Here is a 13281-nt window from a genome sequence, read left to right as displayed (position 1 = left end):
TCGCTGACGCGTGACCATCGCCACGCACCCGCAAAAACCGTACCGCGAACCGCCATAGGCGACATTCCGCCAGAGTTGTACTATCCGACCACACCCCGCCGGGTGGCGCCATCGGAATTGAGGATTGCCTTGACGTCACGCAAGGGAGGATGCCCGAACATGCGGCGATACTCCCGGCTGAACTGCGTCGGGCTCTCGTACCCGACCTTGAGTGCCGCACTCGCCGCGTCGAGCGAACCGGACAGCATGAGTTCGCGCGCATGGTGCAGCCGCAAATGCTTCTGGAACTGCAGCGGACTCATGGCGGTCACCGCGCGGAAATGATGATGCAGCGTGGAAACGCCCATGTTCGCCATCTCCGCCAGCGCCTCGACGCGGAGCGGCATGGCATAATTCTCCTTCAGCCAGGCCACCGCCTTTGCCACGCGGTTGCTGTTCGTTCCCGCCAACGCAAAGCGCCGGAGCCGTCCTCCATGCTCTCCGGTGAGGAGGCGATAGAAAATCTCATTCTGAATATGGTTTGCCATGAACGGTATGTCGTTCGGAGAGTCGACCAGCGAAATCAGTCTCCAGAATGCATCGAAAAGTTCCGGCGTGGCCCTGCCCACCACGATCCCGCGGTCGCGGTCGGAGGTGTTCGTCGGATAGAGGTCGTGGTTGGTGATCAGACGCCGGAGCGCCTCGAGGTCCAGACGCAGCTTGGCGGCGACGTAGGGCTCGGTCTTGCTCACCTCGCAGATCTGGCCGGTCATCGGCAGGCCGATCGTGGTGAGAAAAAAGCATGACTCATCGTATACGAGCCTCTCATCGCCGACGCTGAGGCGTTTGCTCCCCTTGATGATCAGCGAGAGGCTGGGTTCATAGACCGTCGAGAAGGGCCCGGTGGTTTCGACGATCCGATAGAGTGAAAGCCCCGGTATCTCATGCTGGAAGCTCACACCGTCCCACGGCAACCGTGCCAGGACGTCGAGTATCCGCAGGCGCGTTTCAGCCGTCCCGGCCTGAATGGTCTCGCTCTCCAGCAAAATCCCCTCCATCGAACCGCCATTGCCGGCTACCGGCTATATCAAATGGATCGCCTGCATTGTTGGATTAATGCGTTTCCCGGAGTATCAGGCAAGAATTCGGCAGAAACGAGCAACGGAGAGGACGAACCGTCCGCCCCCGGCGGCTGACGCAGGCGAACCTTCATAGACAAGCGCATTCGATCCGAGCGAACAGGGATCGTCCCGACGCGAGCGCGGCCTCCGTCGAAGAGATCAGGCCGCCGTCGCGCGCGTGGGCATCGTGCAATGCGTTCGGAACAGGGGTCTCACCGTCCCCGCCGGCCCACCCGATCGGTGCGGCATCAACACGAATCGTGATAGACGCACCGCAACGGGTTCCGTCCAGCCACGACCTCGCCACAGAGCGCGGGGCATCAAACGGGCGACAACAAGCCGGATGGACAAGCAACACGCCATGCACGCATCGAACCAACGTTCAGCCACGACGACCTTTTTTGACGCCGTCCAGGCTGAAAATCCTGTCGATGTCCTTCGCCGGGTCTGGGGTTATCAAGCGTTTCGTGGGAAGCAGGCGGATGTCATCCGCCATGTCATTGCAGGGAATGACGCACTCGTGCTCTTCCCGACCGGCAAGGGCAAGTCGCTCTGTTTCCAGCTTCCCGGCGTTTGCCTGCCGGGCGTAACCGTCGTCATCTCGCCGCTGGTCGCGTTGATGAGAGATCAGGTCGAAGAATTGAAGGCACTTGGGATCGCAGCCGAGTGCCTCTGGTCTCAGCAGTCCGAAGAGGAATCGCGCGCCGTCAGGGCGAGGCTCCGCGCCGGGCAGATCAAGCTGATCTATGTTACCCCGGAGCGTGTGGTCCTCCCCGGCTTCGCCGGCCTCTTCGGAGACGTCCCGATCTCGCTGATTGCGATCGACGAATGCCACTGCGTCAGCAGCTGGGGCCACAACTTCCGCAAGGACTATCTCGGGCTCGGGAAACTCAAGGAACTCTATCCCGGTGTTCCGCGCATTGCCCTCACGGCCACGGCCGACCCACACACGCGTGACGACATCATCCGCCAACTCCAGCTCGACGACGCCGCGGTCTTCGGTGACAGCTTCGACCGGCCCAACATTACCTATCACATTGCCGAGCGGGACAACGCGAGATCGCAACTCATTCGTTTCCTGCAGCGCCACGAAGGCTCCAGCGGCATCGTCTATTGCCTTTCGCGGCGCAAAGTCGAGGAAACCGCCGCCTGGCTCAACGACCATGGTATCAAGGCGAGGCCGTACCATGCGGGCATGGACCCGGCCGTCAAGGCAGAGAACCAGGACGCCTTCCGGATGGAAGAAGACCTTTGCCTTGTCGCAACCGTCGCATTCGGGATGGGCATCAACAAGCCGAACGTCCGGTACGTCGCCCACCTGGACCTGCCGTCGTCCGTCGAGGGCTATTACCAGGAAACCGGACGCGCTGGTCGTGACGGCCTCCCCTCGGAGGCCTTCATGATCTATGGGATGCAGGACATCGTCCAACGTCAGCGGATGATCGACGAGGGCGACGCGACAGACGAGATAAAGCGCATCGAACGGGCAAAACTGAGCGCGCTCCTCGGAATCTGCGAGACCGCCGGGTGCCGCCGGAAAGCGATCCTTTCTCATTTTGGTGAAGCGGCCCCTGACCGGTGCGGCAACTGCGACACATGTAACAATCCCGTCGAGACCTGGGATGGCAGCGAATCGTCAATCAAGGCGCTGGCGGCCGTCTATCGCACGGGAGAACGCTTCGGGACCGCGCACGTGATCGACGTCCTCCTTGGAAAGGACACGGAGCGGACGAGGAAATTCAGGCATGACCAGCTGGCCGTCTTCGGCGTTGGCAAAGAGCTTCCTGCCCCCGCATGGCAATCGATTTTCAGACAACTCCTCGCTCTCGGCTACATCCGGGTTGCCCACGACGAATATGGCGCACTGAAGCTGGAGGCCGCTGCTCATCGCGTTTTCAAAAAGGAAGTGGCAGTGATCCTTCGCCGGGACGCCATTGACACCGTCCGCAAGAGGGAACGAGGCAAACCCGTCGTTACGGCAACCAGGGCCCGATTGACTGACGAGGACGAAAAGCTGTTCCAGGCGTTGCGCGCCGAGCGGCTGGCGATCTCAAAGTCCCTGGGTGTCGCTCCTTATGTCGTGTTTCCCGATACGACGCTTATTTCCTTCGCGACCGTCCGTCCGAAAACGGAGCAAGAGATGCTCTCGATCTCGGGTGTCGGAGCGACGAAATTCGCTCGGTACGGCGAAAAGTTCATGGCCATCATCGCGAAAGGCTGAGATGGACACCCGAACATGGTGGCGGGCTGGACAGGCCCGCCGCCCGTTTGATCACGCAGCAAGCCGCGCGCCGCACGGGCGCAGTCATCTCGGTGGGTCACGCTTCTTCAGCTCTTGGATGAATTCATCGACCAGTTGAGAGCTCTTTTCGATAAAGTCGTCACTCGCATCCTGTTCTTGCACGGAATAAGTTCGCATCATGGCATCCGTGCGCTCACCGAGCGTACGAAAAAGGGCCCTCTATTTCCGACAGGCGGCCAGGCTCGACCACAACAACAGCAACGCCAATCGAATAGCGGAAGAACCAGTCACCAATCCTCGCCCCTTATCTGAACCAAATCCCGGTCATCCTCGTTCTAATTCTTTGTCAGCGTCGAGGAAGAAAGGGCGAACAATGGATCAGCGAGATCACACAAAGGGGATGGGGTGGGGCCGGTTTGCGGCAATGATCGCGGCTTCGACGATCATCATGTTCTTCCTGATGTACCAGCTCGTCTACAGCTATGACCACGCCCTGTTCAGCCTGAACCGCCTGCTCGCGTCGCTGCTCATGGGCTGCATGATGGTTGTCATCATGCTGGGCTTCATGTGGTCGATGTACAGCGGTAGAGGCGTGAAGCTCGCCATTGTCGTGATCGCGACCATGGCCGCCGTCGTCCTCTTCTATATCAACCGCAACCAGAGCCTGGTGGGTGACACGACCTTCATGAAGGCGATGATCCCCCACCACTCGATCGCAATCAACAATGCGAGCAAGGCGACGATCAGCGATCCCCGGGTACGCCGGCTTGCCGACCAGATCATCGCCTCCCAGATCCAGGAGATCGAGGAAATGAGGCTTCTGATCGACGACATCGAAAGGAACGGAAGCCGCGGTGACAAACCCCTTCCTGCGCGCGCGGCCACGATCACCCCCGACATGGAACCGAAGATTCGCGAAGCGGTCGAATAGGCCTGATGCGTGGCGGGCCGTTCCAGCCCGCCCGCATCATTCGGTACTCGGTCAGGCAGCAAGGCGCGCCGCGTCGAGCGGGATTTCCACCTCGATTTCGAGAATGGAAACGTGCTCGTCGCGGTCCATCTTGACCTGGACCTTGTCGCCGTCCACCTGAACGTGCTTGGCGATCACGGCAAGGATTTCCTCGCGGAGAACGGCGACCAGATCCGACCCCACCGAGGCGCGTTCATGGGCGAGCAGTACCTGCAGTCGCTCGCGCGCCATCGGCGCCGACTTCTGCTTGCGGAACAGACTGAAAATGCTCATGCAGCCCTCCGTGCGAAAATCTTGCCGAGGAGCCCGCGCTTTTCGCCGGGGATTTCGACCGGCAGCGCCTCGCCGGCCAACCGACGGGCCGCGCCGAAATAGGCCTGCGCCGCGCCGCTGCGGGTGTCGGCCAAGGTGACCGGCGCGCCGATGTTGGAAGCCCGCAGCACGTCCATGCTCTCCGGAATGATGCCAAGAAGCGGGATCGACAGGATCTCCAGCACGTCCTCGACCTTCAGCATGTCGCCGCGCTGGGCGCGTGCGCCGTCATAGCGGGTGAGCAAAAGATGCTTTTCGATCCGCTCGCCCCGTTCGGCCTTCGCAGTCTTGGAGTCGAGAAGACCGATGATGCGATCGGAATCGCGCACGGAGGAGACTTCCGGATTTGTTACGACCACCGCCATATCGGCGTGGCGCATGGCAAGCGTCGCGCCGCGCTCGATGCCAGCCGGGCTGTCGCAGATGACCCAGTCGAAATAGCGCTTGAGCTCTCCGATCACCTGTTCCACGCCTTCGGCCGTCAGGTTGTCCTTGTCGCGGGTCTGGGAAGCCGGCAGCAGGTAAAGCGTCTCCAGCCGCTTGTCACGGATGAGGGCCTGCGGCAGCTTGGCGTCGCCCTGGATGACGTTGATGAGATCATAGACGACGCGGCGTTCGGCGCCCATGACGAGATCGAGATTGCGAAGGCCGACGTCGAAATCGACGACCACGACCTTTTCGTTGCGCTGCGCGAGAGCAGCCCCCAGCGCGGCCGTCGAGGTGGTCTTGCCGACCCCGCCCTTGCCTGATGTGACGACGACTACCTTCCCCATCTTGCTCTCCTGTTTTCGGCCGGTTACGGCTCAGCTAAGTTTCTCTGCCATGATCGTGTCGCCTTCCAGCCACCACTGGACGGGTTGTCCGCGGAGGTTGGCCGGCATGTCTTCCGCCATCTTGTAGACGCCGTCGATCGCCACCAGCTCCGCTTCGAGCTTGCGGCAGAAGATGCGGGCGGATGCATTGCCGACGGAGCCCGCGAGCGCTCGTCCGCGCAAGGCGCCGTAGATGTGGATCGAACCGCCGGCGATCACCTCCGCGCCGGAAGCGACCGAACCGATGACCGTCACGTCGCCCTCGGCGAAGATCACCGACTGACCGGAACGCACGGGCTCGCGAATGATGAGCGACTGCAGCGCCTGACGGGTCGCGGCGGGCTCAGACGGCGGGGTTTCCCCGCGCTTCTCCGTCGCCGTCTCACTGACTGCCACCTCGAAATCGGAAGCCGGCCGGCCACCCTTCAGGATCGGCGGCATGCCCGGCTCGACGAGCGAAGGGCGCCCGCCCTCGATGCCCATGATGCTGACATTTCGGTGCCCGAGCTCGGAAAGGAGTTCCTTCAGCTCCGCGCGATTGATGGCAAGCTCGGTGACGTCCAGCACGACCGGTCGCCCGAGGAAGAAGCCCGCCGAGCGCGCGGCGAGGTCGTCCAATCTTTTCAGCCAGTCGTCGAGCGGCAGATCGGGCGAAAGCACGACCGCCAGGAAGGAGCGGCCCTTGATGCGGATCGAGCGGGCGTCTGTTAGCACTTTGGTCATCTGCGTTAATGATTGGTTATCCCTGCCTAGCCTCCGCATGGTTAACAAAGCGTTAATCGCAGAAGGCAATGATCGGCAGGCCGGCAGCGCTGCTGCCAGAGACGGAATGATCCACTCGCCAGAGCAATCGCGGCCCTTCGCCACGCTCTGCCCGCAATCATGGTTAACGATCGGTCAACATTTCGCCGGTTACGATGAAACCGGAATCACTGCTTCGCCGTTTCCGGCGTGACAAACGGGAGGATCGATCATGCTTGCGATTCTGAATGCCATTCGGGAACACCTGGCGGACGCGCCCGAAACCCGGGCCTCTCTTCCCGAGAGCTGCACCCCCGACACCGGTACCTATGCCGACGGCGCCCTGCCCCTGCAGGTTCTCGACCCGAAGGGCAACCGCGGCGAGACCGCCCGCTCCGCCTTCCTCCGCGACTATGGTCAGGGCCGGACCGTCAGGCCGGAGGGCGCCGGCTACGCCTGAGCAGCGACAGACCGGAAAACGCCAACCCGCGATCGCGTGCGGGTTGCCGTTGACGTCCATCAGGTCTCAGATCGCTGCCCGGATATGGGCTATGCTCTCTTTCACGGCCGAGACGGGATCAGCGAGATCGTGGATCTCCGCGGCGAAGGGCTCGAAGCTGTAAGCGCCACTGTACCCGCCGGCGTTCAGCGCCCTGATTTGCGCGATATTCTGCAGACGGTCGGCACCGTCGACCAGGACACGGTGCGCGTCGAGCATGTCGGAGACGGCAACGGCTGGCTCGACCACGCCGGAAATGTGCACAAGCCCGGTCCTGTCAGCGAAGAACTCGGTCTCACCGGCGAGGTGATGGTGGAAGGTGTCATGGACGAGCTTGTAGACGTCTCCACCATCCGCCGTTTCGATCGCGCGCAGAGCCTCCTTTTTCGTGCGCAGCGACGAGACAGGGAAGCCGAGAGGCTCCACGAGACCGGTCAGGTTCCGCTCCGCGAGAATGGGCTTCATTGCCTTCAGCGCCGCCACCAGATCGTCGAAGGCGACCTCAGTGCCATCATTGAGCGGGCACATGACGAGCGCCTTCGCGCCTGAGGCCGCGGCATAATCGGCAAGCGCCACTGCCCGCTTCGGCAGATCGCCGGACCAGACGTTGAAGGGATAGAGCGCGTTGATCGAGATGATCGCAACGCCGGCCTTTTCCGCCGCCGCCTTCACGTCCTCGGGCTGCATGGTGCCGACGACGTCGGGCAGGTCGTTGCGGATCTCGACCTCGGTGAGGCCGAGCGAGCGGGCGGCGGAGAAGAACTGTTCGAGCGACAGCTTCGGCGCGGTGATGTGGTTGATGGCAAAACGCATGGAAAACCTCAGTTGTAGAGCGCCGGACGCGCAGGCAGATTGATCGGTACGATTTCGCCTTCCTTTTCCTGCGCGGCGACGCAGGCATCGGATGTGATCGCTGCGACATAGCCGTCCCAGGAATTCGGGCCGGCGGCCGTGCCCCTGGCTGCAGCATGGATGAAGTCCTGGAGCTCGACATCGTAACTCTCGATGAAGCGGTCTTTCCAGTCGGTCAGGATTCTGCTCTGCAGCCTGGCGTCGAGGCGCATCTGGACGGCCATCGGTTCCGGCAGGCTGGCAGCACCGTCCTCACCGACAACCTCGCACCGGATGTCGTAACCGTAGTGGCAGTTCACGAAGATTTCGACGTCGATGACCGTGCCCTTTGCCGTTTCGAGAATGACGATCTGCGGGTCGCGAAGTTTTGCATGGCTGCGGGCAGCCGAGCGGGGAAAGATGACCCTGGCCGAGACGTAGTCGTCGTCGAGCAACCATCGCAGCACGTCGATTTCGTGAATCATCGTGTCGTGGATCGCCATCGGGGTGACGTACTGTTCCGGGACCGACGGGTTGCGATGGGCCGCATGCACCATGATCGGCGCGCCGACGGAGGCCTCGACGGCCTTCTTCAGCGAAACATAGCCCGCATCGTAGCGCCGCATGAAGCCGACCTGCACGAGGCGCTTGCCGTGGGCCACCTCGGCCTCGACGATCCGCCTTGCTCGCTCCGCCGTCGTGGCGAGCGGCTTCTCGCAGAAACACGGTTTGCCGGCGGCGATTGCCGCCAGCACGTACTGCTCGTGGGTGGCGCCCCAGGAGGTCACGAGGACGGCATCCACGTCGGGCGAGGCGATCAATGCTTCGCCGGTCTCGAAGATCGTCGCTTCTGGAGCGATATCCTTCTTCACGGCTTCCGCCGACGCCTTGTTGACGTCGCTGAGCGCGACGATCTTTGCGCCGCCCAGCACCTGATTGATCCGGCGGGCATGGTCGCGACCGATGGCGCCGGTACCGATGACACCAATTCTGACTGTCATGAAGAAAGCCTCACTTCTTGTATTTGGCGATGTAGTTGTTCATTTCGGTGCACATGAAGCGGCCGGATTCGTCGGCCCTGTCCTCCCAGGCGAAGACGCAGGAGGTCATGATGCCGTCGAAGCCGATCTCGGCGAGCGTGCCGAAGAAGTCGTCCCACGGCACCTCGCCCTGGCCGATGTTCAGGTGCTGGTGCACGCGGGCCTGCGTGCCGGGCGGATTGAGAATGTAGCGCAGCCCGGAACTGGCCTTGTGGTTGAAGGTGTCGCCAACATGGACATGGGCCAGCACGTCCTTCGCCTCGCGCAGCATCGCCTTCGTATCGTCACCGAAATAGAAGGTGTGGGGGGCGCAATAGAGGAACTTCACGTTCTTCGAATTGACCGTGCGGATGATGTCGAGCGCCGGCTGCAGCGTTTCGCACCAGTCTTCCGGATGCGGCTCGACATGCAGGTTGATGCCCTCGCGTTCGAAGATCGGGACGAGTTCTTCCATCGAACGCCACCAGGCATCCTCGCAGGCCTCGATCATGGAGCCGGTATGGCAGCAGTAGCACGAACCCTTGTCGGGGTGCGGACCGCGGCCGAACTCCGAGTTCATCGTATCCACTTCCATCTCGACGGCGATCTCGATCGCTCGCTTCCAGTGCTTCACCGCCGCCTTGCGCTCGGTCTCGTCGTTCGAGGCCCAGCGATACATCGGCAGCAGGGAGGCAATCTTCACGTTCTCGGCGGCAAGCGCCTTCTTGAACGAACGGATGCGCTCCGGAAACACCCGCGGCGCCTTGAACCATTCGAGGAAATCTGCCCGTGGGCTGAGTTCGATCCACTCGTAGCCGAGCTCCCGGACCTTCGCCGGAAGCGCCTCGAGACTGAGATGTCGATGCATGAATGGGTCGAGCGCGATGCGCATGAATGCCTCCTTGTCCTCAGTCCACGTTTCAGGAAGGCGCGCGTATCCGCCGGCGGAGGTCCAAGCCCCCCGTGGCCGACGATCTCAGAATGTCGTTTATCCCGGCAGGACGCCTTCCCGTCTCCACCACCGGAGGGGACAATTTCCCAGTCGCACCCGCCCGTCAACGCGGCAGGGCGGCGGGAATCCATCAACTGTGATAGAAAGAAATCACATCGGAATGATCGATTCTATCATTCCATCAAAGACTCTCAGGAACCCAGAGATGGGCGGGCAGAAAACGTTGCCCCGGCGTCTCCGCCATCCCGTGTTCGATCGTGTGAACCATCGTCGCGATGAGATCGGCGCACAGTTCCGGCAGCGGTGTCTGGAGGACGCCGGAGATGCGCCGCTCCAGAAGCGCCTGCCGCGATTCCGGCGTCAGTTCATTCACCAGGCAGACGATCTTCTCGCTTCTGTTCCCCTCCCGCAATGCTTCGATCACGCCTTCCATGCCGCCGCCGATGCAGTAGATGCCCACGAGATCCTGATGCTTCGAAATGGTATCCATCACCAACTCATAGGTGAGGCGCCTCGTTTCGAGCGTAATCAGGGCGTCCATGACCTCGAAGTCCGGCGCGTACTCCCGCATATAGGCGCGAAAGCCGGTTTCGCGCAGCGAGTGACCGTGGAAGCGGTGTCCTCCGAGAAGCAGCAGCACCTTGCCGGGGGTGTGCGAAAGCCTGGAGATCATCCAGGCCGCGGTGCGGCCGACCTTCATGTTGTTGGCGCCGAGATAGGCTTCCCTCACCCCCTGGGCGAAATCGGAAAGCAGGGAGAAGGTTGGAATTCCGCTTGATCGCAGGAGACTGACGGCCGACGTAACGTCGTGGTGGTCAGGGCCCGTCGCGCCGATGGCATGGACCTTTCCCTTCATGCCGAGCAGCAATTCGGCAAGCTCGGCAGGTTCCCCCGATCTTGCGTACTGTACCTGAACGTTAAGCCGCCGGTCCTTCATGGCAAGGGCCGCGGCCTCCAGCTTTTCCGCGAAGACCTGGTAAAAGGCGTGCCGCTCCTTCCTGAGGATGAAGCCGAGATTATAGATGGGAAGATCCGCCAACATGCGCTGGCGGATGATGTTCGTGGCGTGAAAGCCGATCTTTTCGGCAGCGGCGAAGACACGCCGCGCCGTCTCTTCCCGGACCGGCAGGCGCGCATTGAGGACGCGGTCGACCGTCGCGACGCTCACTCCCGCCGTCTGCGCGACATCCGTGATCGTCGGTCGCTTCATCCATAGCCCTCCGGGAAAGACAGATTTTTATCAGAACCTTGCATAATCCGTCACCAATGACGAGAGAAACCATCGACTAAGGCCGCCCTCCGGAGCCCGGTCCGATGGAAAGCTCGTCTCATGACGGAAGAAGCAGTTCTCCCTCTGCTGTGGCCCCATTGCCCTATCGCGCGAACTGGTCCGTCTGCTAGACGAATGCAGGCATCCCCGGCCTCGCAGCGAGGTTCTCCAGGGGATCGTCGTCCGCCCGGCAGCCGGGACCTTCCCAGGATTCGAAGAAAAGAGGCGCATCACATGGCAGATCTTTCCAGCTTCCCCATCACGCGCAAATGGCCACCCGCCAACCCGGACATCATCCAGCTTTATTCGGTGGCGACTCCGAACGGCGTGAAAATCTCGATTGCTCTCGAAGAGCTCGGCCTCCCTTACGAGGCGCACAAGGTGAGCTTCGCCGCAAATGATCAGAAGAGCCCGGAATTTACGTCACTGAACCCGAACGGGCGCATTCCGGCGATCATCGACCCCAACGGACCGGACGGAAAGCCGATCGGCCTCTTCGAGTCGGGTGCCATCCTCATCTATCTCGCCGAGAAGATGGGCCGGCTCATACCGGCGACGGCGCGCGAGCGCTATGAGACGCTCTGCTGGGTGATGTTCCAGATGGGCGGCGTCGGCCCGATGTTCGGCCAGTTCGGGCATTTCCACAAATTCGCCGCCGACAAGGTCACCAACAACTCATACCCCGTCGAGCGCTATCGCGATGAGAGCAAACGGCTGCTCGGCGTGCTGGAGGGACGCCTTAAGGACCGGCCATATCTGATGGGCGACGATTACACGATCGCCGACATCACCACGTTCCCGTGGATCTGGTGTGCCGATTTCTACTACGGCGGACGTGAGGTGTTGGAGTACGACCGCTTCCCTGCGGTGATGGCGTGGTTCGAGCGCTGCATGGCCAAACCCGCAAGCCAGAAGGGCCTCACCATCCCCGCCTGAAAGAGCGATACCGGAGCGTTCCGCCCGAGGGTATGCGTTGCATGTCCTCGGGCTTTCCCGTTTCAGGGCAGGATCAGGATCGCCCGGAAATCGTTCACATTGGTCAGCGTCGGCCCGGTCACCACCTGGCGGCCGATCGCCCCGAAGAAGCTGTGAGCGTCGTTCTCCGCCAGCGCCTTTTCAGGATCGACACCGAGTGACTGCGCGCGCGCAAGCGTATCGGGACCGATGACGGCGCCCGCCACCTCCGCCGCGCCGTCGACACCATCGGTATCGCAGGCGATCGCGTGGATGTCCTCGGCGCCTTTAAGCGCCAGTGCCAGCGCCAGGCAGAATTCGGCATTCGGGCCGCCGACGCCCTTGCCTCGCCGGGTTACGGTGAGTTCGCCGCCAGAGAGCAGCAAGGCCGGAGGATCGCCGGGCTTCATTCCCGCCTTTATCGCAAGGGCCTGTTCAGCCTGGGCGGCCGCCACCTCGCGCGCCTCGCCTTCGAGGCTATCACCCAGCATATGGACCGCGCATCCGGCCTGTCCGGCAAGCCCCGCCGCCGCATTCAGCGACTGCCGGGGGGCCGCGTAGATGATGTTTTCCACCCTGGAAAGCCTCGGGTCTCCCGGCGGTACGATCCCGCTCGGCCGGTGAAGAGCCTCCCGCACGCTCACCGGAACGTCGATCTTCCATTGCCGCAGAATGTCGAGGGCCTCCTCACGGGTCGAGCGTTCGCCGACCGTCGGCCCCGAGCCGATGAACGCCGGGTCGTCACCGGGGACATCGGAGATCATCAGCGCCAGCATTCGCGCCGGATAGGCGGCGACGGCAAGCTGGCCGCCTTTTACCCGGCTCAAGTGCTTGCGCACGGTGTTCATCCGGTCGATCGGCGCGCCGGAGGCAAGAAGGGCCGCATTGACCGCCTGCTTGTCGGCAAGCGAGACACCCTCGACGGGCTGCACCAGAAGTGCCGACGCGCCGCCGGAAATCAGCGCCAGAACGAATTCGCCCTCCTTTGCCGTCGCAAGCAAGTCCAGCATGCGGCGGGTCGCTACGAGCCCCGCTTCGTCCGGGACGGGATGGGCGGCCTCGACGATTTCGATGCCCCGGCAGGGCCGTGCATAACCGTAGCGCGTGATGACGAGACCCTCGCACGGACCCCACTCCGCCTCGACCGCCTCCGCCATTCGCGCGCTCGCCTTGCCGGCACCGACGACGATCACGCGCCCTTCGGGTTTCGGCGGCAGGAAAGCCTTGAGGGAACGCATCGGGTCTGCGACCTCGACCGCTCGGTCAAAAAGCTGCCGCAGGAAGCGGTCCGGATCATCGATCATGCAGTCAGTCCCCACCCGTTTCTTCGATTCCGTATTAAGCGGCTGAATTTCTCCATCAAAATAAGCATGCGTACAAGTGCTATCGGCCCGCAAGCGAACGGAAATCACAGTTGCAGCGTGCCGAAATCCTGGCGCATCCGTGTCAACGCCATCGAGAGGGAAGCCGAGTGTGAAGAAAGCGGCCCGGCGACCTGCGACCAATCCCCGATGCCGCGCATTCGCCGCCAGTTCTATCGTCCACGAACACCGCCGGCAGAGGTTCTGTTCCGGCGCGT

13 protein-coding genes are annotated in these 13281 nt (G+C 62.4%); 4 read left to right on the top strand and 9 right to left on the bottom strand.

Going from position 1 to position 13281, the window contains the following annotated elements; all coding sequences use genetic code 11:
• Positions 1–80: 80 nt before the first annotated feature.
• Positions 81–1037, bottom strand: a complete 957-nt coding sequence (locus ACM6UT_RS11755; protein WP_416797522.1) for an AraC family transcriptional regulator — start codon at positions 1035–1037, stop codon at positions 81–83.
• 406 nt (positions 1038–1443) lie between these two features.
• Between ACM6UT_RS11755 and recQ the strand changes: the two genes are divergently transcribed.
• Positions 1444–3321, top strand: a complete 1878-nt coding sequence (gene recQ, locus ACM6UT_RS11750; protein WP_416797521.1) for a DNA helicase RecQ — start codon at positions 1444–1446, stop codon at positions 3319–3321.
• Positions 3322–3715: 394 nt separating this feature from the next.
• Positions 3716–4273: a DUF305 domain-containing protein gene (locus ACM6UT_RS11745; RefSeq protein WP_416797520.1), complete on the top strand. Its 558-nt coding sequence runs from the start codon at positions 3716–3718 to the stop codon at positions 4271–4273.
• 51 nt (positions 4274–4324) lie between these two features.
• On the opposite strand, the gene minE is transcribed toward ACM6UT_RS11745, so the two are convergent.
• Genes minE through minC form a run of 3 tightly spaced genes read right to left on the bottom strand, consistent with a single transcriptional unit; the run spans position 4325 to position 6159 of the window.
• Entirely contained in the window at positions 4325–4585 is a 261-nt protein-coding gene (gene minE / locus ACM6UT_RS11740) for a cell division topological specificity factor MinE (protein ID WP_416797519.1), read from the bottom strand.
• Positions 4582–5397, bottom strand: coding sequence for a septum site-determining protein MinD (gene minD / locus ACM6UT_RS11735; protein ID WP_416797518.1), 816 nt, complete (start codon positions 5395–5397; stop codon positions 4582–4584). The genes minE and minD overlap by 4 nt, the downstream gene beginning before the upstream one ends.
• A 30-nt stretch (positions 5398–5427) precedes the next feature.
• Positions 5428–6159, bottom strand: coding sequence for a septum site-determining protein MinC (gene minC / locus ACM6UT_RS11730; protein WP_416797517.1), 732 nt, complete (start codon positions 6157–6159; stop codon positions 5428–5430).
• Positions 6160–6409: 250 nt separating this feature from the next.
• On the opposite strand from minC, the gene ACM6UT_RS11725 reads away from it, so the two are divergent.
• Entirely contained in the window at positions 6410–6637 is a 228-nt protein-coding gene (locus ACM6UT_RS11725; RefSeq protein WP_416797516.1) for a hypothetical protein, read from the top strand.
• 66 nt (positions 6638–6703) lie between these two features.
• Here ACM6UT_RS11725 and ACM6UT_RS11720 read toward each other — a convergent pair whose 3' ends face one another.
• The 4 genes from ACM6UT_RS11720 to ACM6UT_RS11705 all read right to left on the bottom strand — a co-directional run bounded on the left by ACM6UT_RS11720 (position 6704) and on the right by ACM6UT_RS11705 (position 10688).
• Entirely contained in the window at positions 6704–7489 is a 786-nt protein-coding gene (locus ACM6UT_RS11720; protein ID WP_416797515.1) for a TIM barrel protein, read from the bottom strand.
• An 8-nt stretch (positions 7490–7497) separates the two neighbouring features.
• Positions 7498–8508: a Gfo/Idh/MocA family protein gene (locus tag ACM6UT_RS11715; RefSeq protein ID WP_416797514.1), complete on the bottom strand. Its 1011-nt coding sequence runs from the start codon at positions 8506–8508 to the stop codon at positions 7498–7500.
• 10 nt (positions 8509–8518) lie between these two features.
• A complete protein-coding gene (locus ACM6UT_RS11710) occupies positions 8519–9418 on the bottom strand; it encodes a sugar phosphate isomerase/epimerase family protein (protein WP_129330497.1) in 900 nt (299 codons plus the stop codon).
• 241 nt (positions 9419–9659) lie between these two features.
• Positions 9660–10688: a LacI family DNA-binding transcriptional regulator gene (locus ACM6UT_RS11705; RefSeq protein ID WP_416797513.1), complete on the bottom strand. Its 1029-nt coding sequence runs from the start codon at positions 10686–10688 to the stop codon at positions 9660–9662.
• 294 nt (positions 10689–10982) lie between these two features.
• Between ACM6UT_RS11705 and ACM6UT_RS11700 the strand changes: the two genes are divergently transcribed.
• The gene (locus ACM6UT_RS11700; protein WP_416797512.1) at positions 10983–11684 is read left to right on the top strand and encodes a glutathione S-transferase family protein; all 702 of its coding nucleotides are present in this window, start codon (positions 10983–10985) and stop codon (positions 11682–11684) included.
• Positions 11685–11746: 62 nt separating this feature from the next.
• Here ACM6UT_RS11700 and ACM6UT_RS11695 read toward each other — a convergent pair whose 3' ends face one another.
• Complete coding sequence (locus ACM6UT_RS11695) at positions 11747–13006, bottom strand: glycerate kinase type-2 family protein (RefSeq protein ID WP_416797511.1); 1260 nt, start codon at positions 13004–13006, stop codon at positions 11747–11749.
• Between the last annotated feature and the right edge of the window lie 275 nt (positions 13007–13281).

This window comes from Ciceribacter azotifigens (genome assembly GCF_048159625.1).
In the GTDB taxonomy this organism is placed as follows: Bacteria; Pseudomonadota; Alphaproteobacteria; order Rhizobiales; family Rhizobiaceae; genus Allorhizobium; species Allorhizobium azotifigens.
Note: the sequence above shows the minus strand (reverse complement) of the source record. Positions and strands in the feature narration are given on the sequence as shown.